The sequence below is a fragment of the Glycocaulis sp. genome, from assembly GCF_050485565.1.
Lineage (GTDB): Bacteria > Pseudomonadota > Alphaproteobacteria > Caulobacterales > Maricaulaceae > Glycocaulis.
Genome location: NZ_JBJHBQ010000004.1, coordinates 20,525 through 42,884, shown reverse-complemented (window position 1 = coordinate 42,884; position 22,360 = coordinate 20,525). Strand labels below are relative to the sequence as shown.

General features: G+C 62.5%; 18 protein-coding genes. 9 read left to right on the top strand and 9 right to left on the bottom strand.

Annotated elements, in window-relative coordinates:
- Positions 1-107: 107 nt before the first annotated feature.
- On the bottom strand, positions 108-896 hold the full coding sequence (locus tag ACQ5ID_RS05460; protein WP_429911453.1) for a DUF4145 domain-containing protein: 789 nt from the start codon (positions 894-896) through the stop codon (positions 108-110).
- Between the two features lie 9 nt (positions 897-905).
- Positions 906-2,438 (bottom strand): acyl-CoA carboxylase subunit beta, encoded by a 1,533-nt coding sequence (locus tag ACQ5ID_RS05455; protein ID WP_429911452.1) that lies wholly within the window; start codon positions 2,436-2,438, stop codon positions 906-908.
- Between the two features lie 146 nt (positions 2,439-2,584).
- Here ACQ5ID_RS05455 and ACQ5ID_RS05450 point away from each other — a divergent pair, with 146 nt between their 5' ends.
- Genes ACQ5ID_RS05450 through ACQ5ID_RS05440 form a run of 3 tightly spaced genes read left to right on the top strand, consistent with a single transcriptional unit; the run spans position 2,585 to position 6,263 of the window.
- Complete coding sequence (locus ACQ5ID_RS05450; protein ID WP_429911451.1) at positions 2,585-3,514, top strand: FkbM family methyltransferase; 930 nt, start codon at positions 2,585-2,587, stop codon at positions 3,512-3,514.
- Between the two features lie 27 nt (positions 3,515-3,541).
- Positions 3,542-4,990: an MBOAT family O-acyltransferase gene (locus tag ACQ5ID_RS05445; protein WP_429911450.1), complete on the top strand. Its 1,449-nt coding sequence runs from the start codon at positions 3,542-3,544 to the stop codon at positions 4,988-4,990.
- Between the two features lie 4 nt (positions 4,991-4,994).
- The gene (locus ACQ5ID_RS05440) at positions 4,995-6,263 is read left to right on the top strand and encodes a hypothetical protein (protein WP_429911449.1); all 1,269 of its coding nucleotides are present in this window, start codon (positions 4,995-4,997) and stop codon (positions 6,261-6,263) included.
- On the opposite strand, the gene ACQ5ID_RS05435 is transcribed toward ACQ5ID_RS05440, so the two are convergent.
- Positions 6,260-6,898, bottom strand: coding sequence for a 2OG-Fe(II) oxygenase (locus tag ACQ5ID_RS05435; protein WP_429911448.1), 639 nt, complete (start codon positions 6,896-6,898; stop codon positions 6,260-6,262). The genes ACQ5ID_RS05440 and ACQ5ID_RS05435 overlap by 4 nt on opposite strands.
- A 111-nt stretch (positions 6,899-7,009) precedes the next feature.
- Here ACQ5ID_RS05435 and ACQ5ID_RS05430 point away from each other — a divergent pair, with 111 nt between their 5' ends.
- Positions 7,010-7,942, top strand: coding sequence for a pirin family protein (locus ACQ5ID_RS05430; protein ID WP_429911447.1), 933 nt, complete (start codon positions 7,010-7,012; stop codon positions 7,940-7,942).
- 265 nt (positions 7,943-8,207) lie between these two features.
- Here ACQ5ID_RS05430 and ACQ5ID_RS05425 read toward each other — a convergent pair whose 3' ends face one another.
- Positions 8,208-9,335 carry a DUF2891 domain-containing protein gene (locus ACQ5ID_RS05425; protein ID WP_429911446.1) on the bottom strand — a complete coding sequence of 376 codons (1,128 nt, stop codon included), beginning with the start codon at positions 9,333-9,335 and terminating at the stop codon, positions 8,208-8,210.
- A gap of 156 nt (positions 9,336-9,491) precedes the next feature.
- Between ACQ5ID_RS05425 and ACQ5ID_RS05420 the strand changes: the two genes are divergently transcribed.
- Both ACQ5ID_RS05420 and ACQ5ID_RS05415 read left to right on the top strand, forming a co-directional pair.
- On the top strand, positions 9,492-11,120 hold the full coding sequence (locus ACQ5ID_RS05420; protein ID WP_429911445.1) for a phosphoenolpyruvate carboxykinase: 1,629 nt from the start codon (positions 9,492-9,494) through the stop codon (positions 11,118-11,120).
- A gap of 14 nt (positions 11,121-11,134) precedes the next feature.
- Entirely contained in the window at positions 11,135-11,590 is a 456-nt protein-coding gene (locus ACQ5ID_RS05415) for an AAC(3)-I family aminoglycoside N-acetyltransferase (protein WP_429911444.1), read from the top strand.
- A gap of 298 nt (positions 11,591-11,888) precedes the next feature.
- Here ACQ5ID_RS05415 and ACQ5ID_RS05410 read toward each other — a convergent pair whose 3' ends face one another.
- The 3 genes from ACQ5ID_RS05410 to ACQ5ID_RS05400 all read right to left on the bottom strand — a co-directional run bounded on the left by ACQ5ID_RS05410 (position 11,889) and on the right by ACQ5ID_RS05400 (position 14,730).
- A complete protein-coding gene (locus tag ACQ5ID_RS05410) occupies positions 11,889-13,202 on the bottom strand; it encodes a DEAD/DEAH box helicase (RefSeq protein WP_429911443.1) in 1,314 nt (437 codons plus the stop codon).
- A gap of 278 nt (positions 13,203-13,480) precedes the next feature.
- A complete protein-coding gene (locus tag ACQ5ID_RS05405) occupies positions 13,481-14,092 on the bottom strand; it encodes a methyltransferase (RefSeq protein WP_429911442.1) in 612 nt (203 codons plus the stop codon).
- On the bottom strand, positions 14,089-14,730 hold the full coding sequence (locus ACQ5ID_RS05400) for a class I SAM-dependent methyltransferase (protein WP_429911441.1): 642 nt from the start codon (positions 14,728-14,730) through the stop codon (positions 14,089-14,091). Before ACQ5ID_RS05400 ends, ACQ5ID_RS05405 begins: the two co-directional genes overlap by 4 nt.
- Positions 14,731-14,968: 238 nt before the next feature.
- Between ACQ5ID_RS05400 and ACQ5ID_RS05395 the strand changes: the two genes are divergently transcribed.
- The 3 genes from ACQ5ID_RS05395 to cysN all read left to right on the top strand — a co-directional run bounded on the left by ACQ5ID_RS05395 (position 14,969) and on the right by cysN (position 19,866).
- Complete coding sequence (locus ACQ5ID_RS05395; RefSeq protein WP_429911440.1) at positions 14,969-16,894, top strand: polysaccharide biosynthesis protein; 1,926 nt, start codon at positions 14,969-14,971, stop codon at positions 16,892-16,894.
- A gap of 217 nt (positions 16,895-17,111) precedes the next feature.
- Positions 17,112-17,963 carry a sulfate adenylyltransferase subunit CysD gene (cysD, locus tag ACQ5ID_RS05390; protein ID WP_429911675.1) on the top strand — a complete coding sequence of 284 codons (852 nt, stop codon included), beginning with the start codon at positions 17,112-17,114 and terminating at the stop codon, positions 17,961-17,963.
- Position 17,964: 1 nt separating this feature from the next.
- Entirely contained in the window at positions 17,965-19,866 is a 1,902-nt protein-coding gene (cysN, locus tag ACQ5ID_RS05385) for a sulfate adenylyltransferase subunit CysN (RefSeq protein ID WP_429911439.1), read from the top strand.
- 10 nt (positions 19,867-19,876) lie between these two features.
- Here cysN and ACQ5ID_RS05380 read toward each other — a convergent pair whose 3' ends face one another.
- Positions 19,877-21,214, bottom strand: a complete 1,338-nt coding sequence (locus ACQ5ID_RS05380; RefSeq protein WP_429911438.1) for a nucleotide sugar dehydrogenase — start codon at positions 21,212-21,214, stop codon at positions 19,877-19,879.
- A gap of 39 nt (positions 21,215-21,253) precedes the next feature.
- Entirely contained in the window at positions 21,254-22,357 is a 1,104-nt protein-coding gene (gene wecB / locus ACQ5ID_RS05375) for a non-hydrolyzing UDP-N-acetylglucosamine 2-epimerase (RefSeq protein WP_429911437.1), read from the bottom strand.
- Positions 22,358-22,360: the final 3 nt, after the last annotated feature.

Here is a 22,360-nt window from a genome sequence, read left to right as displayed (position 1 = left end):
CATCCGCCGGGAAAACGCACTGAAGAAGCCTATCCCCTCGTCATGCCCGCGGAGGCGGGCATCCAGAGATTGTCGGGCGAAGGCAGACCGCCACTGATAGATGTAACCTACTTCTTACTGTCTCGTCGCTCAATCGCGGCCCTCTTCGTCTCAGGCATACCGTCGAACAGGGTGTCTATTTCCTTCGGGTCGGAAATAAGTTTCTCAACTATTAGATTAACCAACTTGAACAGCTTTACAGCGGTTTCTTTATCGTCACCCCTATCGATCGAATTGGGATGAACAGCGTCATTTCCTGTCACTCGCACGACATCAAGTGCCTTCTGGATCCGCACATCGAGACCCTTCTCAACCAGCTTTCCAATGCCAGTAAAGATGTCGTCATGAGAGCCATTGATGGCGTTACACAGTCTTTCGATTGCACTTCTCAAAAGAGCAGCCGCAGCTCTTGGCGAAGCGTCCAATACGGCCCTTGCCTCCTCAAAATCGGAGCGGACGTCTTCCGGCATATCATGGGAGGGAGCGATATCGAAAACGGGAGCCGGCCAAGTCTGCTTCTCTGCAAGCCAAACCGTAAATTTCTTACAGCTAAAACACTCTGACATATGAAGGTTCGCAACCGACTGCGAATAATTTCCCTCCGCTGACCCCCAAACAAAAACCTCGCCAGCAACTGATCTTCTTGCCATTTTAATAGAATTTCGGACGCCCTGATCTGCTTCACTCTCGGTGAGACCTTGTTCTATCTCATCCAATTTTTCTGGATCATAGAACCGGGGCAGCTTGTCATCATCACGATTTATTCGCGAAGCAAACGCTTCATACCAATCTTGATGCGCCATCGCACCGCAGTGAGGGCAAGTGAAAGCTTGCTTGTCGATAGCTGCCGTTACCATTCTCTTCCCTCACAACGGAATATTGTCGTGTTTCTTCCACGGGTTGGTGAGTTTCTTGTCGCGCAGGGTCCGCAGCGCCTTGATGAGGCGCACCCGCGTATTCCTCGGCTGGATGACGTCATCGAGATAGCCGCGTGAGGCCGCCACGAACGGGTTGGCAAAGCGCGTCTCATAGTCCTTCACGTGCCCGGCCATCTTTTCGGGATCATCCATATCCTTGCGGAAGATGATCTCGGCGGCGCCCTTCGGCCCCATCACGGCGATTTCCGCCGTCGGCCAGGCATAGTTCACATCGCCGCGAAGGTGTTTCGACGCCATCACGTCATACGCCCCGCCATAGGCCTTGCGGGTGATGACGGTGAGCTTCGGGACCGTGGCCTCGGCATAGGCAAAGAGCAGTTTCGCGCCATGCTTGATGAGCCCGCCATATTCCTGGCGCGTGCCGGGCAGGAAGCCTGGCACATCGACAAAGGTGATGATCGGGATTTCAAACGCATCGCAAAAACGCACAAAGCGCGCGGCCTTCTTGGAGGCATCGATATCGAGCACGCCCGCGAGGGAAAGCGGCTGGTTGGCGACAAAGCCCACCGTCTGGCCTTCGAGACGGCCAAAGCCGACCACGATATTCTTGGCGTAGTCCGGCGCGAGCTCGAAGAAATCGCCCTCGTCGGCGGTTTTCACGATCAGCTCGCGGATATCATAGGGCTTGTTGGGGTTGGGCGGGACGAGCGTATCGAGGCTCGGCTCAACGCGGGCGGGGTCGTCATAGACCTCGCGTACCGGCGGCTTGTTGCGATTGTTCAGCGGCAGAAAATCGACCAGGCGGCGCATCTGCGCCAGCGCTTCAAGATCGTTGGAGAAGGCCCCGTCGGCGACGCCGGACTTCTTGGCGTGCACGCTCGCCCCGCCCAGCTCCTCATGCGTGACGATCTCGTTGGTGACGGTTTTGACCACGTCCGGCCCCGTCACATACATGTAGCTGGTATCCTTCACCATGAAGATGAAGTCGGTCATGGCGGGCGAGTAGACATCGCCGCCCGCGCACGGACCCATGATGACGCTGATCTGCGGGATCACGCCGCTGGCCAGCACGTTGTTCTGGAAAATCTCGGCATAACCGCCCAGCGCATCGACGCCTTCCTGGATGCGCGCACCGCCCGCATCGAAAAGGCCAATGATGGGCGCGCCGTTTTTCAGCGCGGTCTCCTGCAGGCGGGTGATCTTGCGCGCATGGGCCAGCGAGAGCGAGCCGCCAAACACGGTGAAATCCTTGGCGAACACATAGACGAGACGGCCGTTCACCGTGCCAGAGCCCGTCACCACGCCATCACCGGGGATTTTCGATTCGCCCATGCCAAAGTCGGTGCACTGGTGCTCGACGAACATGCCGGTCTCTTCAAACGAGCCGGGGTCCAGCAGCACATCAATGCGCTCGCGCGCGGTCAGCTTGCCCTTGGCGTGCTGGGCCGCGATACGCTTTTCACCACCGCCAAGGCGCGCCGCTGCGCGCTTGTCATCAAGCTGTTCGAGAATGGGTTTCATCGGTTTGGCCGTCCGCCCTGAACTGGAGTTATTGCATCTGGCGTGCTGGTTAGCACGCAGAGGCCAAAGGGCAAATCCCGGCCAGCTCCGGCGCAGACGCAAACGCCCCGCGACAAGCAGGCCAAACCCTTGCTAGAACGCTGTCCATGACCAGTAACGACACCTCACGCCCCACCGACACGTTCGAGGACATGGACGAGGCGGCAGCCTCCGGCGCGGTAACGGCGACCGATCCCGGCGCGGCCCATGGCAGGTTCCGGCCCGGCATCGTCTCGCGCGTCGGCATGGCTATCGGGCGCGCTTTGCCGCCCGGCCGTCCGGGCTTGAAGCTCGCCGGACTTGCCCAGCCGCTTGCCATGAGCGCGCTGAAAGACGGCGTGGCCGATATCAAGGTGCTGGGCATGAAGCTGCGCCTGCACCCGCTGGACAATCTGTCGGAAAAGCGCGCCTTCCTGACCCCGCAATGCTTTGACGCGGTGGAGCTGGACGCGCTGCGCGCCGCGATGGGGCCGGGCAAGACCTTTATCGATATCGGGGCCAATGCCGGGCTGTACAGCCTTGTCGCGGCCAAGGCGGGCGGGCCGACCGCGCGCGTGATCGCGGTGGAACCGCAAGACGAGATGCGCCGCCGCCTGGCCTACAATGCCCGCACCAACAATCTGGAGAATATCGAGATTTCCGGCGTGGCGCTGGCCGATTATGAGGGCGAGAGCGTGATGCGCCTGATCGGTCATAATCGCGGCGGCACGCAGCTCGCCGTAACCGATGATGGTGCCAGCGGACGCACCACGGCCGTGCGCGTGGCCAAGCTCTCCACCCTGCTGGAGGAAATGCGTGTCAGCCGGCTGGACGTGATGAAGATTGATGTCGAGGGCGGGGAGCTGGCCATTCTGGCGCCCTTCTTTGCCAGCGCGCCGCGCGAAATGTGGCCGGACATGATCATCATGGAGCGTCCGGCCATCAACAAGGTCGAGGCCGCGCGCGATGCGCTCTCGCTTGCCTGCTCGCGCGGCTACCGGGTCGAGACCGAGACCCATGCCAACGCCATTTTGAAATTCGCCCGCACCGAGGGCTGACGGGAAGGCGCGGGGGGCAGACAGGGCATGGTCTTCAGCACGCCAATATTCCTGTTCGTCTTCCTGCCGCTGACTGTTCTGGCGTTCTACGTGGTGAACCGGCGGCTGGGCCATGAGGCGGGGCTGATCTTCCTGCTGCTTGCCTCGCTGGTCTTCTATGGCTGGTGGGATGTGCGCTTCATGCCGCTCATCCTTGGCTCGATAGTGGTCAATTATCTGCTGGCGCGCGTCATCAAGCCCGGCAATGGCGGCTGGCTGCTGGCTTTCGGCGTTGCGCTCAATCTCGGCGCGCTCGGCGTGTTCAAATATGCCGATTTCTTCGTGCGCAATGTGAACGCGCTGACGGGGCTGGAGCTCTCCGAACCCGGCCTGCCCTTGCCGCTGGCCATATCCTTCTTCACCTTCCAGCAGATCGCCTTTCTGGTCGATTGTTCACGCCGGATCACCAGTCCTGATGCGAAGCCCCACCGCTACGGCATGTTCGTCGCCTTCTTTCCCCAGCTGATCGCCGGCCCGATCGTCCATCACCGCCTGATGTCGCCCCAACTGGGCGAGAAAACCCGCCAGCGCGATATCAGCGCCAATCTGGGTATCGGGCTGTCCATCTTCGCGGTGGGCCTCGCCAAAAAGGTGCTGCTGGCCGACAATCTCGCCCCTTACGCCAATGCCGCCTTTGATACCGCCGCTGCCGGAGAGCCGGTCGGGCTGTGGCTCGCCTGGACGGGTGCGCTCGCCTACACGCTGCAGATATATTTCGACTTTTCAGGCTATTCGGACATGGCGATGGGCATTGCGCGCATGTTCGGCTTTCAGCTGCCGGTCAATTTCAATGCGCCCTACAAGGCCCGCAACATCACCGATTTCTGGCGGCGCTGGCACATCACCCTGTCGCAGTTCTTGCGTGACTATCTCTATGTGTCGCTGGGCGGCAACCGCAAGGGCTATGCCCGCATGCTGGCCAATCTGATGATCGTCATGCTGCTGGGCGGATTGTGGCACGGCGCTGCCTGGACCTTCGTGGTCTGGGGCGGGCTGCACGGCGCGGCCCTGATCTGGTGCCGGATGCTGGACCGCTGGTTGCCAAACGGCCTCTTCGGGCGCTTCTGGATAGCGTCCAGCGCCTGCACCTTCCTGTTTGTCATCATCACCTGGGTGTTCTTCCGCGCCACCAGTTTTGATGCGGCTGCCATCATGCTGCAGGGCATGGCCGGACTGAACGGGCTGGGCGTCAATCCGGGCGACGGGCCGTTCATCGCGGCGATTATCGGCCTGATCCTGATCTGGTCGCTGCCGGAAACCGCGCAGATATTCTACCGCCAGATCGAGGAGGGCGTGCTGGAGACCGCCAATGTCGCACCGCCGCGCAAGGAGCGCTGGAAGGCGAATATGCGCTGGGGCGTCGGCCTGTCGGTCCTGCTGTTTGCGTGCATGATCGCCAGCTGGTCCTATTCCGAATTCATCTATTACAACTTCTGATCTGATGCAGCGCTATACCCGCCTCTTCCTCATCATTCTCGGCAGCGCGCTCGCCCTTTTTGTGGCGTTCAACGCGTTCGTCGATCCGTATGATACCGGAACGGGTCCGCGCATTGCGGGCCTGACGGCGGAAAAGACCCGCGCCCATGAGGACGGGCGGCGCGTGCAGGTCGGCCACCAGATTGGCCAGGTGAACGCAGGCACGCTCATCACCGGGTCTTCGCGCACGGTGGACGGCTTTCCGATGGAGGTCGAAGACTGGCCGGGGGGCTTGTGGAATGCGGGCATCCGGGGCTCCAACGCGTTCGAGCTGGCGCATCTGGCCGCCATTGCAGGGCGCGAGGCTAACCTGCGCTGCTTCGTCATTGGTCTCGACATGGCCGAGTTTGCCAGCGGCGAGAAATACAAACCCGCCTTCCCGATCAGCCGTTTGGCCGACGGGCAGCGTTTGGTGGCCACGGCGCGCGTGACCCTCTCGCCCAACACGTTAGCCCGCGCCGTGCAGACCGTCCAGGAGAATATAACCGGCACCGCGCCCGAACCGCCCTTCCGCGAGGTGTACCAGCCCGGCGAGCAGTACCGGCGCTTCATGAACACGCCGCTTCCCACGCTTAGCTATTACCGCGCCATGCGCGTTTCGCCTGAACGCATGGATTTTCTCTTTTCCACGCTGGAGGCGCTGGCCCGCGAAGGCGTACAGGTGATCGGACATATCCACCCGGTCCATGCCTGGAACGAGGAGGCCATTTTTTCCGCCGGACGCACGCAAGCCTATTTCGATTTCCGCGCCGAGATGGCGGCGCGCTTTGCCGCGCTGGAACAGGCTGGCGAGCCGGTAAACGCCTGTGTTCCTGGCGGCGCGGCCGTGCTGTGGGATTTTTCGGGCTACCAGCCCCCGTCCACCACGCCCCTGCCAGCCTCCGACCAGACCATCAGCCATGATGTCTACCACGAGCCGGCGCACTATCTGCCCGCGCTGGGGCTGCAGATGCTGGCCGTCATGCAGGCCGGCGAACCGATTGACGGGTTTGGCATCAATCTCAGCCAGACCGATCCGCGGACCAGCGAGGCCGCCATCCTTCAGCGGCGCGAGGCGTATCGCAGCACGCCGGATGGTGAGAGGCTGCACGCCATGCTGGCCCCGGGCCTGACCGAGACCGGCTCGCGCGGCTGGCAGAGCGTAGGCATCAGCCACGCCGAATGGCGCAGCCTGATCGCGCTGAACGGGGCGATAGCCAGCCGCGAAGAGCGGCTGGCGGCCAGCGCAGACTAGTTGCGCTGACGCAGAAGCTTTTTGAGAAAGTATTGCAGCCCGCCGCGGTTTTCCTTGCGGTCCAGCTCGTCCTGACTGGTCAGGAAGGTGACCTGGATCACGTAGCGCTCGCCCTCGAACGGCAGATGGCCATGCCAGGAATTATCCGAGCGCAGGAAGGCGAAAACCTGCCCGGCGAGTGGCGGCACCTGGGCGGCATAATCGGCAAAGTCATCCGGCCCGTTGAGCACGCGGATACAGCCCGCATCGCTCTCATCCCAGTGCTCATTGAGATAGAGCAGCATGGTGAGGATTTTCGATTTTGAATCGTTGTGGATCGGCCCGTCAGACAGCTTGGAGATGCGGCGCACCGTGATCATGCGCGGCTTGCCGGTGAGGTCGATGCCCAGCTTCTCACCTAGAATTTCCGCAAGACGCGGACTCATCAGATCATCGGTAACGGCGGCGAACGCGCCTTTGCGCTCCAGCTTTGAAAGCGGCAGATAGCCCGGCTCGTTGATGGCGGGGTAGTCGGCGCGGATCTGGGCCGCCTGCTCGGGCGTTACCACACTTTCGGCCATAAGATAGGTATAGGGCTGGCGCGAGACCGGACCAGCGGCCAGAGCCTCGAAATTCATCAGTGTGGAGGAACTCATGGACGATCCTTTGAAACCGGCTGGCTTGCTATAAGCTCTATCTACTATTGCTGACTGTACCATTCAATCGGCCTGCGCCTACGCGCCGCAACCGCCATCGAGGAGACATCCATGGGCAAGCCCGACATCATCATTGACGGCCGCAAGAAGGATCTGGGCGGATTTCAGGTAGCCCGCGTCCTGCCCTTTGCCAAAAAGCGCATGGTTGGCCCTTTCGTGTTCTTCGACGAGATGGGTCCGGCAAAATTCGCGCCCGGCAATGGCATTGATGTGCGCCCGCACCCGCATATCGGGCTGGCCACCGTCACCTATCTGTTCGAGGGCGAGATGCACCATGCCGACAGTCTCGGGGTGTCGCAGGCAGTCCTGCCCGGCGCCGTCAATCTGATGATTGCCGGCAGCGGCATCACGCATTCAGAGCGCACCGACCCGGAAGTGCGCGCGCGCGGCTTTTCCCTGCACGGCATCCAGACCTGGATCGCCCTGCCCGAAGCGCGTGAGGAAGACATGCCCAGTTTCGAGCATCATGCCGCCGAAACGCTGCCGGTCTTCGTCGAAGGCGGTGCCACGATACGCCTGATTATCGGCAGCGCCTACGGCCACACCGCGCCCACGACCATGCTGTCGCCGACGATCTATTTCCATGCGGAGATGGAACCGGGCGCGTCCCTGACCCTGCCCGAAGGCCATGACGAGCTGGCGGTCTATCTGGTGTCCGGCGATGTAGAGATGGGCGGCGTGGCGCTGGAGCCCGGACAGATGGGCGCGATTGATGGTGCCACCACCACGCTCACGACCGGTAATGGCGCGCGGGTGATGGTGCTCGGCGGCGCGGTAGTGGGCCAGCGCTTCATTGAGTGGAACTTTGTCTCGTCCTCCAAGGCGCGCCTTGAGAAAGCCAAGGAAGACTGGCGCGCCAGCGCCGCTGGCGGCTGGGACCGCACGCCCTTCACCCTGCCGCCGGGCGAGAACGAATACATTCCCCTGCCCGGTGACGACCTGCCAGAGCCCCCTGCCCCGTCGAAGGACTGCCCGACGACCTGAACCGCCAGCATGTCTTTCGTCATTCCGGGGCGGGCCAGGATCACCAGTTTCAGCACCGTCCCCTCCACCGGGGTCCCCCGCCCCGACGGGGGACCCAGTAACTTCAGAACATCGTCAGACGGCTCCGAAGCTTCGAGGCGGGGTGTAGAGGTCTTCTGATACCGGTCGCCGTTCAGACATGCCGGAAGCCTCGTCTGGATCCCCGGTCAAGCCGGGGAACCCGGATTGTGGTGTTCATCCGGTTTAAGAAGGTCTGGCCCCGGGTCTACTCCGGCACCATCGCCTCCAGCGCCTTGCCGGTCACCAGATAGGTGGCAAAGCTCGCCAGCCAGTGGCTGCCCTCATAGTGTTCATCAGAGACCGATGCGACGCCCGCTTCGCGGTGCTCGGCCGCTGCGGCGAGCAGCGAGGCAATACGGGCATCGCCTTCGGGCAGGCGGGCGGCAATCGCGTCGAGATTCCAGGCACGTGACAGGTTGAACCCGTCCAGATGGACCAGCTTGCCGTCGGTGGGGTCCAGCACCACGCCGGGACTGATCCAGTCCGCGCTGCCATCCTCAGGAATTTGCGGCATGAAGGCGGCCAGCCAGTCAGAAAACTCTGCTCGGCTCATCACCCGGCGCATCAGGTCGGCCTGCATCAGGCAGGGCGACAGGAAATCCTCGCCCGATGGTTCATAGGCCAGCGGACAGTTCACATCGCCCAGATGGAACTCACGCGTCTTCTCCACCAGCAGCGCTTCCAGCTCGCCATGCCCGGTCTGGCGTGCCCAGTCGAGCGCCAGCGCAAAGCCGAACGCGGTCTGGTTATGCGTGCCGGACCGCACCGGGTAGACAAGATTGGGCAGCCATTCGAGATAGCGGCTGACGGCCACCTCCTCCAGCGGCCGCAGGGTTTCGGCCCAGCGCTGCGCGTCAGCATCGTCAAAGGCGCGCAGCTCTGCGGTCAGTTGAAGCAGCCAGGCAAGCCCGTAAGGGCGCTCAAACGATGCCCGGCCTTCGCCGGACATGTAAGCAGCCTCCACGGCGGCGGCTTCGCTGGTGAAGTTCTGCTCCAGCGCGGCGCGTGCCTCAGCCGCGATCGGCGCACCGGGGTTAAGGCGCATCAAGCGCACCAGCAGCCAGTGGCCATGCACGGCGGAATGCCAGTCATAACAGCCATAGAAGATCGGGGTGAGCTGGCTGGGTGGCAGCGCATCGGCGTCCGAATGCAGCACGTGCGCGATCTTGTTGGGGTATTCGCGGTGTACACAATCCAGCGCCAGCCGGGCGAAGCGTTCCACCTGCGCAACATCGAGATTCACACTGCCCTCCTGCGCGTTCGCTGCGTTGCCACTGGCCAGCAGGCTGGCGCTCAACGCCATTCCCGCCAGCATTTTTGTCAGCCCTGTCATCTGCCAATCTCCCCTGACTTTGCCTGCAAGCCACCCTATGCGCCGGCACGCCGGAGGGAAAGCGCCGCACTTTGCGTACTTGGCCTTGGCCGCCTTTCGGGGCTAGAAGGGTGGTCATGCACGACAAGGCCCCGGCAAGCGGGCCAGTCTGAGGGAGTGATCATGTCTGACGTAGCAACGCCGATCCGCGATCTGCGCGATCTGGGTATTACCCGTCCAGGCAAGCTGAACATCAACTGGCTTGAACCGGCTTTGTATGAGGAAGCCATCCGCCGCGGCGAAGGCCGTGTGGCAAAGGGTGGCGCGCTGCTGGTCGAGACCGGCCAGCACACCGGCCGCTCGGCGCGCGACAAGTTCACCGTGCGCGACGACAATACCGAATCGCGCATCTGGTGGGATTTCAATGCCTCGATGACACCGGCGCATTTCGATGCGCTCTGGAGTGATATGCGCGCGCATATGGAGGGCCGCGAGCTCTTCGTGCAGGAATTGTTTGCCGGAGCCGACAAGGCCCACAGGCTGAACGTGCGCGTGGTGTCGGAGCTGGCCTGGCATTCGCTTTTCATCCGCCATTTGCTGCGCCGTCCGGACGCGGCAGAGCTGGCGGACTTCGCAGCAGAATTCACCATCGTGAACCTGCCGAGCTTCCGCGCCGATGAAAGCCGTCACGGCACACGCCATGGCTCTGAAACCGTCATCGCCATCAATTTTGCCGAAAAGCTGGTCCTGATCGGCGGCACATCCTATGCCGGCGAGACCAAGAAGGCGGTCTTCACCATCCTGAACTATCTGCTGCCGGAAAAGCACGTCATGCCGATGCATTGCTCGGTCAATGTCGGCGAGAAGGGCGATAGCGCGGTCTTTTTCGGCCTCTCCGGCACGGGTAAGACCACGCTCTCGGCTGATCCAAAGCGCAAGCTGATCGGCGATGACGAGCATGGCTGGTCGGAGAACGGCCTGTTCAATTTCGAGGGGGGCTGCTACGCGAAAATGATCCGCCTGTCGAAAGAGGCAGAGCCGGACATTTACGCCACCACATCCATGTGGGGCACGGTGCTGGAAAACGTCGTCATGGACCCGGCGACGCGTGACCTCAACCTTGATAGCGCCGAGCTGGCCGAAAACTCGCGCGGGGCCTACCCGCTGCACTACATTCCCAATGCCTGCGACAAGAATACATGTGGCCACCCCTCCACGCTGGTCATGCTGACCTGCGACGCGTTTGGCGTGATGCCGCCGATTGCCCGGCTAACCCCGGCGCAGGCCATGTATCACTTCCTGTCGGGCTATACGGCCAAGGTTGCAGGCACCGAAAAGGGTGTGACCGAGCCGTCCGCCACCTTCTCTACCTGCTTTGGCGCGCCCTTCATGCCGCGCCATCCGGCAGAGTACGGCAATCTGCTGCGCGAATTGATCGCGCGCCACGGCGTGCAGTGCTGGCTCGTCAATACAGGCTGGACGGGCGGTGCCTATGGCGTGGGCCATCGCATGCCGATCCGCGCAACGCGCACCCTGCTGAACGCGGCCATCGACGGATCGCTGTCTGCGGCCCAGTTCCGGAAGGATCCGGTGTTCGGCTTTGATGTGCCGGTGTCGGTACCTGGCATCGACCCGGCCATTCTCGATCCGCGCCAGACCTGGAGCGATGCAGGGGCCTATGACACGCAGGCGCTGAAACTGGCGGACATGTTCGTGGCGAATTTTGAGAAGTTCGAGACCCATGTCGATCCGGCAGTGAGAGCGTCTGCCCCCAGCCCGGACGCCATCCGCGCGGCAGCGGAGTAGCGGGCAGGGCAAGAATGGAGATCGTCCGGCTAGCCCAAGACGATACAGCCCTGTTCGCCGAATGGCTGACGCTGTTTGGAAAGGCGTTTGAGGAACCGGATACCTATACCGGTGCCATGCCCTCTGCGGGTTATCGCGACCGGCTGCTGGCTAATCCTGATTTCATCGCGCTGGCGGCTGTCGATAGCGGCGAAGTTGTCGGCGCGCTCGCGGCCTATGTGCTGGTCAAGTTCGAGCAAGAACGCAGCGAAATCTACATTTACGACCTCGCCGTGGACGAGGCGCATCGCCGTAAAGGCGTCGCCACCGCGCTCGTGAACGAGACACGGCGCCTCGCGCACGATGTGGGCGCGTGGGTAGTCTATGTGCAGGCCGATCACGTCGATCCGCCTGCGGTAGCGCTCTACACCAAGCTTGGCGCGCGCGAGGACGTGCTGCATTTCGACATGACGCCGCTGGAGCGGGGGTAGTCCCGGTTCAACACCGATCTTTCTCTGATGCTCCGCACATCCGTGCGTCGCTTCGGGCAATCCCCGATCAAACCGGGCACAGGCAGTGCCCGGCGGCCGGTCGGCCTTGCAGGCCGCTTTGTGGCCTGAAAAGCGCGATCCCCGGTCAGGCCGGGGACGGGCCTTTGCGCCCAGCGACTGCCTGCCCCCGCGCAGGCGGGGGTTCGCGGAACATCGCAACGCGGATGCGTTGCGGAACCAAAGAAGCTTGGATCCCCCGGACCGCTACGCGGCCGGGGGATGACAAGGTGCAGATGTGTTACGCGCTCTGGCGCTGACCGCCCTGCCCGCCACCGGGCTTGCGGCGGCGATTATTGCGTGAGCGTTTCTGCCCGCCGCCGCCCTGCTGGCCGCGATGTGCGCCGCCGCCATTGCCGCCCTGGCCGCCGCCGCCACCACGGCGCTGACCGCGCTGAGGCTGTACGGGCCGGGTCGGGCCGGAAATCGGCGGAGCATCATTAAGCCCCTTGATCCGGAGCCCTGTCAGCTTCTCGATATCCTGCAGCAGGCCACGCTCGTCCGGTGCAACCAGAGCCACGGCCCGGCCTTGCGCGCCTGCGCGCGCCGTGCGGCCAATGCGGTGCACATAGGATTCCGGCACGTTGGGCAGTTCGAAATTCACCACCAGCTCCACGCCATCAATGTCCAGCCCGCGCGCGGCGATATCGGTCGCCACCAGCACGCGCATCTCGCCGGTCTTGAACGCTGCGAGCGCCTTCTCGCGCTGGCTCTGGCTCTTGTTGCCGTGAATGGCGGCGGCCTTGTGGCCGTACTCGGCCAGAAACTTCGCCACCTTGTCGGCCCCGCGCTTGGTGCGGGTGAAGATGATGGTGCGCTTCTTGGCTTCCGGTGCCATCAGATCGATGAGCGCCTGACGCTTTTCAGCCGTGCCGACATAGAGCACGGCCTGCTCGATACGCTCCACCGGGCGCGATTGCGGAGTTACCGCCACCGTCACCGGATCACGCAGGAAATCGTCTGCCAGCGCGCGTATGGGCGGCGGCATGGTGGCGGAGAACATCACCGTCTGGCGCGGCTTGCCCACCATGTGCAGGATTTTGCGAAGCGCCGGCATGAAGCCGAGATCCAGCATCTGGTCGGCTTCGTCCAGAACGACGAGCGAGGTGAGATCAAGGCGCGCCTTGCGGTCGGCCACATGGTCGAGCAGACGGCCGGGCGTGGCCACCAGAATATCCAGGCCACGCGCAAGCGCACGCACCTGCGGCCCGTGCTTCACACCGCCGAACACGACCGCATGGGTCAGTCCGGTATGGCGGCCATAAACGGCAATGGAATCGCCAATCTGGGCGGCTAGCTCACGCGTTGGTGCGAGAATCAGGCAGCGGCAGGACAGGCCCGGAGCCTGCTTCTTCTCCGCCAGAAGACGGGTGAGAATCGGCAGCACGAAGGCGGCCGTCTTACCGGTGCCGGTCTGGGCGATGCCGACAACATCCTTGCCCTGCAGAAGCGGCGGGATCGCGCGCACCTGAATCGGTGTCGGCGTTTCATAGCCTTCATCCACGACCGCACGCTCGACCGGGGCCGCGAGGCCCAGCTCAGTAAATTTAGTCATATCAATGCCTTTCATCGGGCGCGCGGTGTTCGCGGCAGCCCGTGGGGAGTTATTGTTCTTTTTTGACAACTGCGCAGATCAGCCGCCGGTTAGGGGATGGGCCTGCCACCTTGACAGATCATACATCCCACGCCCGGACTGAAAGATCGCGGACATGTCCGCTACCGGTCCGATCAGGCCGCGCTTGAAGCCTTCGAGAGGCCCTTCTACGTACGCGGCACTTATGCGCTGGGCGTGGATATGCGCATGCTTTGCGGCGAATGCAAGGCGTATTGCGCTCAGATCACAAGATCGGGATCAAGAAACACGGCCATCTGGCTGGCACCGCCCACGCCTTCGCGTACCCCGGCTATATCGCGCACCAGCCAGCGCCGGCGGTTACGCGCAGCAACGCCTTCAGCCCATTGCCGGAAACGGTCCCTGCCCCACTCGAACATGTGTTCAGGATGGCGCAAGCGGTGCGCGGGAACGCCGAGCAGCGCGTTGTATTGGGCATTGGGCGTCGTGATGATCGTCACTTTCGGGGCGATGACATCGAAAACCGCCCTTTCCAGCCGTGAAAGCTGGTCAGGGGGCAGGTGCTCGATCGTTTCGACCATGGTGACCGCGTCATATCCTGCCAGCTCTGGGCGCGGATCGAGCATGGAGCCTTCGATCAGCGTCACACGGCTGCCAGCATCGCCATCACGGCGCGCCAGGGCAGCACGCAGCGCAGCCAGCGCCGTCACCGATTGCTCGACACCGGCAACACGGACAAAGCCGGGATCATCCAGAAGGCGCAGAATAAGCGCACCGTCGCCGCAGCCCAGATCGGCGACCGAGCGCGCACCGGCCAGATGCAGCACGTCCAGCACCGCCTGAAGACGTTCCTCGTGCAGGACCGTGCTCACCGCTTTCTCATCAGGGCGATGTCCTTGGCGGGGATTTCACACTCCCAGCCGAACCGGTTTGCCAGCCAGTGCATCGTCTCTTCACGGTAGAACACGACATGGGTGGGGTCCTTGCGGTAATGCCAGCCCTCAAACCGCGCATCATCGGTATGAAAACACGTCATTATGCCCAGCCAGCCGCCCGGCTTGAGCAAGCCGTCCAGACGCTCGAACTCACCGGCGGGATCATGGAAATGCTCGGCCACTTCGGTACAGGTGATGAAGTCGTATTTTCGCTCCAGCACCGCCGTTGCTGGCGCGTAGAACGGATCGTACAACGCCATGGAATGGCCCGCCGCCTCCATCATGGCCGCCAGTGCGGGGCCGGGACCGCACCCATAGTCGAGACCTTGCGCGCCCGGTGCCAGCCTCTCCAGCAACGGCACTGACAAGCGCGACAGGAAGCGCCGGTAGCCAGGATCAGCCACATCATTCTCGTGCAGATCGTACTGGGCGCGCTCCGCATCGCCATCCAGCCGCGAACCCGGATCGAGATAGCGCGCGCCGCACTGCAGGCAGCGGCTATAGCTGCGCGAACCTTCTTCAAAAAAGGCTTCCACATGGCTCTCTTCGCATACCGGGCAGGAAATCCGGATCATGTGTCCCTCGCGCCCCTGGACGGCCCGGCGTCCAACCTGTCACACAAAGTTTGTCGCCGAAGCAATAGAGTATTACCCTGTCTGGCAAACTTGACGTGTTCAGATATGCCCGCGCCTTCCATTTAAGGCACATCAAGGCGGCGGGCGGGGGGAACCGGAGCGTTGGCAGCACAGATGGACAGCCCCATCTCATGGGGCCACGCGATGGGCCGCCAGCGCGCAGGAAAGGCGGATATCGGTGATTTCCGGCGGTCTTGACCAGATTTTCAACTGGCCGCGCCCGGTCAAGCGCGTGATCCTGACGGCTGTGGATGCCGTTTTCATTGCAGCGAGCTTTCTCGCCGCGATGGTCCTGCGTCTGGACAGCCTGCACTGGGTAAGCGCGCCGCAGATCTGGGTGGCGCTGGCCATTACCCTTCCTGTGACATTGCTGATCTTCGACAGGCTGGGCGTTTACCGCAGCGTGGTGCGCTTCATCGGCATCGATTCACTAAAAGCCATCGGCCTTGGCGTGGTGCTCTCTGCCCTGTTCGTGCTGTTGGCCAGCCAGTTTTTCCAGCTGCTGGTGCCGCGCGCCGTGCCGTTGATCTACGCCCTGCTACTGTTCGTGCTCGTTGGCGGCGTGCGTTTCGCGGTGCGCTCCCTCTTCCTGCAACGCAAATCACTGCAGAAATCACGGGTCATCATCTACGGGGCGGGCATGTGCGGCCGGCAAGTGCTGGTGTCGCTCCAGCAGGCGTCGGACTATCTGCCGGTGGCGTTCGTTGACGACTCGCCCGACCTGCACGGCGCCCATGTCGGCGGTCTGGAAGTATACCCGTCTGAAGCCATACCGCGCCTTGTGAGCTCAACAGGAGCGAAAATGGTGCTTCTGGCCATTCCCAGCGCCACGCTCGCCCAGCGCAAGCGCATCATCGCCCAGATGGAGGAGCTGCCCGTCCGGGTCCAGACCATTCCGGATATGACCGATATCGTGTCTGGCCGGGCGAGCGTCAGCGAGATCAGACAGGTCGCCCCTGACGACCTGCTGGGGCGTGACCCCGTGCCGCCGGATCCGGCCCTGATCGGTGCCAATATCACCGGCAAGGTGGTTCTGGTCACCGGGGCGGGCGGTTCCATCGGCTCAGAGCTTTGCAGGCAGATAATCAGGCAGAAGCCCAGCCAGCTCGCCCTGCTCGAACAGTCCGAAATCGCGCTTTACATGATCGAGCGCGAGCTGGAAGCGATGGCCGCCAAGGAAGGGTGCCCGGTCACGATCACCCCGCTGCTCGGTTCGGTCCAGCACGAAGGCCGGATGGGCGCGGTGCTGACCCGGCTGGGCGTGAACACCATATTCCATGCCGCCGCCTACAAGCATGTGCATCTGGTGGAAGAAAACGTCGTCGAGGGCCTGCGCAACAACACGTTTGGCACGCTGACCATGGCCCGCTCGGCCATAAAGGCCGGGGTGGACATGTTTGTGCTGGTGTCCACCGACAAGGCTGTCCGGCCCACCAATATCATGGGCGCCAGCAAGCGCCTGGCCGAGCTGATCTGCCAATCGCTGGCGGCAGAGCAGTCGCACACCCGCTTTTGCATGGTCCGGTTCGGCAATGTTCTGGAATCGTCCGGCTCCGTCGTGCCGCTGTTTCGCCGCCAGATAGCCGCTGGCGGCCCGATAACCGTGACCCACCGCGACGTTACCCGCTACTTCATGACCATCCCTGAAGCGTCACAGCTGGTCATCCAGGCCAGCGCGCTTGCCAGCGGCGGTGACGTGTTCGTTCTGGACATGGGCGAGCCGGTAAAGGTGTATGATCTGGCGCGGCGCATCGTGAGGCTGTCCGGACTGCGGCCCTATGTGGCCGGTGAACGCGGCGCAGAGACCGGGGATATCGAGATTGTCTTTGGCAAGCTGCGCCCCGGCGAGAAGCTGTATGAGGAATTGCTGGTCTCTGACCAGGCCCGTCCGACCCGCCATCCGCGCATCCTCACCGAGCCTGTGACCTCCATGGCGTGGAGTGAGCTGGAGCCCATGCTGCAGCGGCTGCGCGAGGCGTGTGAGATGTATGACATCACAAATATCCGCAATATTCTGGTGAACGCGCCAACCAATTACACGCCCGACCCGCGCATCGCCGATCTGGTCTGGCGGCTGGCCGCACGGGACGCCGCGGCGGAATAGCCCGTCCGGCGCGTGATGTTCACAATCTGGCGGCGTTGACTATACAGGCTGGATAGGCTGTACAGCCCTGATTGTTGATCGGCACCGCAGGCGGCCCATGTCCCAAATCCACGCAAGCATTCAAGACTATGCCGGGCGCTTCTCCGGTAGCAGCCATGCGCGCGTGCGGCCGCTATCGCCTCACCTCAAAGCGCTGGAAGCCGAATCCATCCACATCATGCGCGAGGTTGCCGCCGAGTTCGAGCGCCCGGTCATGCTGTATTCCATCGGCAAGGATTCGGCAGTCATGCTGCATCTGGCGCTGAAAGCCTTCTACCCTTCCCGCCCCCCTTTCCCGCTCCAGCATGTCGATACCGGCTGGAAATTCCGTGACATGATCACCTATCGCGACACGCTGGCGAGCGCGCTGGGGCTGGAACTGCGCGTAGAGATCAATGAGGACGGTGTAAAACGCGGCATCAACCCGTTCGATAGCGGATCGAACCTGCACACGCAGGTGATGAAGACCGAGGCGCTCAGAGGCGCGATGAACCGCCATCGCTATGACGCAGCCTTTGGCGGGGCGCGGCGCGACGAAGAAAAATCGCGCGCCAAGGAACGGATTTTCTCGTTCCGCGACGCCCATCATGCTTGGGATCCGCGCAATCAGCGCCCTGAGCTCTGGCGCACCTTCAACACCCGCATCAAGCAGGGCGAATCCATCCGGGTCTTCCCGCTATCCAACTGGACCGAACTGGATATCTGGCAATACATCCTGGAAGAGGACATTCCGATTGTCCCGCTCTACCTGTCTGCTGAACGGCCGGTTGTGGAACGCGGCGGCACCCTGCTCATGGTCGACGATGAGCGCTTCCCGCTTCAGCCTGGCGAAACACCGCAAATGCGCCGGATACGGTTCCGGACGCTGGGCTGCTATCCGCTTACCGGGGCTATCGAGTCCGATGCAGCGTCGCTGGAAGACATCGTGCTGGAAATGCTGACCGCGCGCACGTCAGAGCGTTCAGGGCGCCTGATAGATCACGACGAATCCGGGTCGATGGAAAAGAAAAAGCGTGAGGGATATTTCTGATATGGCCGAAGGGGACGCACGTAGCACAGTGCTGAGCCGGCTCACGCGGGCGGGTGACAAGGGGGTCTTGCGCTTCATCACCTGCGGCTCGGTGGATGATGGCAAGTCGACGCTGATCGGGCGGCTTCTCTACGATTCCAAGCTATTGTTCGAGGATCAGATTGCCACTCTGGAGCGCGACTCCAAAAAGCACGGCACCACCGGCGAAAACACGATGGATTTCGCGCTTCTGCTCGACGGGCTGGAAGCCGAGCGCGAGCAGGGCATCACCATCGATGTCGCCTATCGCTTCTTCAACACCGAAAAGCGCAAATTCGTCGTCGCCGACACGCCCGGCCATGAACAATATACCCGCAATATGGCCACCGGCGCGTCCACGGCCGATCTGGCCATCATTCTGGTCGATGCGCGCAAGGGCGTGCTCACCCAGACGCGCCGCCACACCTATATCGCCAACATGATGGGCATCCGCCACGCAGTTCTGGCGGTCAACAAGATGGACATGGCCGGGTATTCCCGCTCGCGCTTCCACGAGATCGTGTCGGACTATCTGCGTATCGCTGAAACGCTCGGCTTTGACACCATCACGCCGATACCGATCTCGGCCCTGCATGGCGACAACATCTTCGCGCCTTCAGAGGCCATGAGCTGGCATGACGGCCCTACCCTGCTGGCCCACCTTGAAAGCGTGGAAACCGCCACCGAGGAAGTAGCCGGGCGGCCCTTCCGCATGCCGGTCCAGTGGGTGAACCGGCCCAATCTGGATTTCAGGGGCTTTTCCGGCGCCGTCACTTCGGGGCGCATCGCCCCCGGTGACGAGATCGTCGCGGCCTTAAGTGGCAAAACCGCCAATATCGCGCGTATCGTCACCGCCGATGGCGACAGGGATGAGGCCGTGGCCGGGGAGGCCGTTACCATCGTGCTCGACCGGGATATTGACGTGTCGCGCGGCGATATTCTGGCTGACCCGAAGGCCCGCCCGGAAGTTGCCGGCCAGTTTGCCGCCGAGCTTTTGTGGATGGCCGAAGAGGAAATGCTGCCCGGGCGGTCCTACCTGCTTAAAGCCGGCGGACAGGTGACGCCCGCCTCCGTCACCACGCTGAAACACAAGCTGAATGTGAACACGTTCGAGAAAGAGCCCGGCACCAGCCTGAAGCTCAATGAGATCGGCGTGTGCACGCTGGCCACCTCCCGCGCCATAGCCTTCGACCCTTACGCCGACCAGCGCGATACCGGCTCCTTCATCCTGGTGGACAGGTTTACCAACCAGACCGTTGCCGCCGGCATGATCGAGTTCGGCCTGCGCCGGGCCAGCAATGTCCACACCCACGCGATGGATGTCGATCAGTCCCGCCGGGCGGCCATGAAAGGCCAGAAGCCGTGCGTGCTCTGGTTCACTGGTCTGTCGGGCGCGGGCAAGTCCACAATCGCCAATCTGGTCGAGCGCAAGCTGGCCGAAGGCGGGCGGCACACCTATTCGCTCGACGGCGACAATGTGCGCCACGGGCTGAACCGCGATCTGGGCTTCACCGATGCCGATCGGGTGGAAAACATCCGGCGCATTGGCGAGGTGGCGCGCCTGTTTGTCGATGCCGGCTTGATTGTCACCTGCTCCTTCATCTCGCCCTTCCGCGCGGAGCGCCAGATGGTCCGTGAGATGCTGGAAGAGGGCCGCTTCATCGAAGTGTTTGTCGATGCTCCGCTGGAGCTCTGCATCGAGCGCGACCCCAAAGGCCTCTACAAGAAAGCCCAAGCCGGCGAGATCAAGAATTTTACCGGCTTTGACAGCCCGTATGAAGCACCCGAAACCGCGGAACTGCACCTGCGCACCGGCGAAATGTCCGCCGAGGAGGCCGCTGAACAGGTGATCGGCCAGCTGATCCGGCAAGGGCTGATCGGGTAGGCTGATGCGCCTATCCGGGCGTTACCACCTTGCCGCTCTGCCCGGCCGCATGGGACGGCGCAGCTGAAGGGCGCAACAGGGGGGCGCCTACCGGGATCACGGTGAAGCCGGCAGCCGTCAACGCGCGCCGGTCAACAAGGTTGCGGCCATCCGCAACCAACTTGCCCGCCATGCCCGCGAAGGCTTCAGGCCCCAGCCCGCGATACTCGGAGTGATCCGTCATGATGATGGCGCAATCAACGCCCTCCAGCGTCTGCGCCAGATCGATACCAACCGGCACAATCCGCCCGTCATGCATCCGGAAACTTGAGACATACGGATCATGCACCACATAGCCCACGCCATCGGCTTCAAGTGCGTGGATAAGGTGCTCGGCTGGCGTGTCGCGGGCATCATCAAGATTGCCGCGATAGGCTGCACCCAGGATCGCAACTTTCGCGATTGGCGCGCCAGCGCTCTTCACGCGCGCCCACAAATGGTGGGGTTGCCCGTCATTGATGGCGCGGGCCTGACGCAGCAATCCGGTCTGCTCGGGGAAACCGTCAACCAGAAACCACGGGTCCACAGGGATACAGTGCCCGCCAACGCCCGGTCCCGGCTTGTGCACGTTCACGCGCGGGTGCCTGTTGGCCAGCGCGATAGCATCGTTCGCGTCTATCCCGGCAGTTTCGGCAATGTGGCCGAACACATTGGCCAGCGCGATATTCACATCCCGGTAGGTGTTCTCCATAAGCTTGGAGAACTCGGCAATCGCCGCTGTCGTCTCAAGCCGCCCGCCCGAGCAGAAGCGGGCGTAGAGCGCGCTGGCACGCGCTGCAGCACGCGGCGTCAGGCCGCCAATAATGCGGTCATTTTCGACAATTTCCGAAATGGTCGATCCGGGGAAAACGCGCTCCGGGCAGTAACAAAGGTCAAGGTCCTCGCGGATATCAAACCCTTGCGCAGCCAATTCTTCGCCTACCGTATGCTCGGTCGTGCCTACGGGGCTGGTGGACTCAAGGATGACCAGATCACCCTTCTTCACATATTTGGCCAGTGTCCGCGCTGCAGACCGGACGATCGACACATCAGCCCTTTTGTCGCCGGTAATGGGCGTGGGCACACAGATGATGAATACATCGCCGGTCACCGGCGCATCACTGGCCTTAAGGCGGCCCGATGCCCGCGCACGGGTCACAAGCCTGGTGACTTCCGGCTCGCCAATAGGACAGCCGCCAGCATTGAGCACCTGTAGTGTAGCCGGGTTTACATCAACCCCGTGCACGTCAAATCCGGCGTCTGCCATAATGGCTGCGGTGGGAAGGCCAACATATCCCATTCCGATTACAACAATCTTGTTGTCACGCATGGCCCGCCCCTTAAGTTCAACAATCTCCGGAAACTATAATCATTTTGTATGAAAGGGGGTATATTTTCGCCCGGTCAGCACATCGCAGATGCGCCTTGAAGCAAGCCCGTCACCGAACGGATTTGGCGTATTGCGCGCGGTAAACCGCTCCGGATGGGCCAGCAATTCGTGCGCCCGCTCAACCATGCGCTCCGGATTGCTGCCGACAAGCTCACACACGCCAGCGTCGACGGCCTCCTGGCGCTCTGTCGTCTGGCGCATGACCAGCACCGGCACACCAAAGCTGGGGGCCTCTTCCTGTATACCGCCGGAATCGGTGCAGATAACGGCAGCGCCCAGCATCAGGCGGACAATCTCAGGGTAGCTGACCGGCTCAATGAGCTGGATGTTCGGCTTGCCGCCCAGATGGGCGTGCGCCGCCTTCTGGACGTTCGGGTTCAAATGGACCGGATAGATGAAATCCACATCCGGGTTCATCTCTGCCAGGCGCGCCAGAGCGCCGAAGAGCGCATCAAAGGCCGCTCCGTGATTTTCCCGGCGATGGCCCGTAATCAGCACGTAGCGCCGCCCACGCACCGGCGCATCCATCTGCTTTACCCGTTCGGCGGTGCTCAGAAGGGCATCCACAACTGTATTGCCGACGACGTGCGTTTCGCCCTGCCCCTTCTCGTCACGTACAGCCGCTGCCGCACGCTCTGTCGGGCAGAAATGCCACCTGGTGATGCGGCTTACCAGCTGGCGGTAGCCTTCTTCGGGAAAGGGGTGTTCGAGGTCATAGGTCCGCAAGCCCGCTTCCACATGCCCAAAGGGTATCTGGCGGTGGAAGGCGGCCAGCGCAGCGGCGAAAACGGTCGCCGTATCTCCCTGTGCCACCACCGCATCGGGTGCGTGCTCAAGGATAAGCGCGTCCAGTCCGCTCATCGACTGGGTGACAACGCCAGTCAGTGTCTGGCCGGGCGTCATGATCGCAAGGTCATGGTCTGGCGTAAGACCGAACCATTCGAGCGCCGTTGCCGTCATCTCGCGATGCTGTCCGGTCGACACCAGTATGGGTTCAATGTCGGTGTCGGCGCGCATCGCTTCGATCATCGGGGCGAGCTTTATCGCCTCGGGCCGTGTACCCAAAACTACCAGAACCCGCATGCC

Coding starts and splice junctions, on each gene's coding strand:
- ACQ5ID_RS05410 (WP_429911443.1), bottom strand. CDS start 13,202: ATGACTAAATTTACTGAGCTGGGCCTCGCGGCCCCGGTCGAGCGTGCG.
- cysD (WP_429911675.1), top strand. CDS start 17,112: ATGCGCGAGGTTGCCGCCGAGTTCGAGCGCCCGGTCATGCTGTATTCC.
- cysN (WP_429911439.1), top strand. CDS start 17,965: ATGGCCGAAGGGGACGCACGTAGCACAGTGCTGAGCCGGCTCACGCGG.
- ACQ5ID_RS05450 (WP_429911451.1), top strand. CDS start 2,585: ATGACCAGTAACGACACCTCACGCCCCACCGACACGTTCGAGGACATG.
- ACQ5ID_RS05445 (WP_429911450.1), top strand. CDS start 3,542: ATGGTCTTCAGCACGCCAATATTCCTGTTCGTCTTCCTGCCGCTGACT.
- ACQ5ID_RS05460 (WP_429911453.1), bottom strand. CDS start 896: ATGGTAACGGCAGCTATCGACAAGCAAGCTTTCACTTGCCCTCACTGC.
- ACQ5ID_RS05400 (WP_429911441.1), bottom strand. CDS start 14,730: ATGATCCGGATTTCCTGCCCGGTATGCGAAGAGAGCCATGTGGAAGCC.
- ACQ5ID_RS05415 (WP_429911444.1), top strand. CDS start 11,135: ATGGAGATCGTCCGGCTAGCCCAAGACGATACAGCCCTGTTCGCCGAA.
- ACQ5ID_RS05425 (WP_429911446.1), bottom strand. CDS start 9,335: ATGACAGGGCTGACAAAAATGCTGGCGGGAATGGCGTTGAGCGCCAGC.
- wecB (WP_429911437.1), bottom strand. CDS start 22,357: ATGCGGGTTCTGGTAGTTTTGGGTACACGGCCCGAGGCGATAAAGCTC.
- ACQ5ID_RS05430 (WP_429911447.1), top strand. CDS start 7,010: ATGGGCAAGCCCGACATCATCATTGACGGCCGCAAGAAGGATCTGGGC.
- ACQ5ID_RS05440 (WP_429911449.1), top strand. CDS start 4,995: ATGCAGCGCTATACCCGCCTCTTCCTCATCATTCTCGGCAGCGCGCTC.
- ACQ5ID_RS05380 (WP_429911438.1), bottom strand. CDS start 21,214: ATGCGTGACAACAAGATTGTTGTAATCGGAATGGGATATGTTGGCCTT.
- ACQ5ID_RS05435 (WP_429911448.1), bottom strand. CDS start 6,898: ATGAGTTCCTCCACACTGATGAATTTCGAGGCTCTGGCCGCTGGTCCG.
- ACQ5ID_RS05455 (WP_429911452.1), bottom strand. CDS start 2,438: ATGAAACCCATTCTCGAACAGCTTGATGACAAGCGCGCAGCGGCGCGC.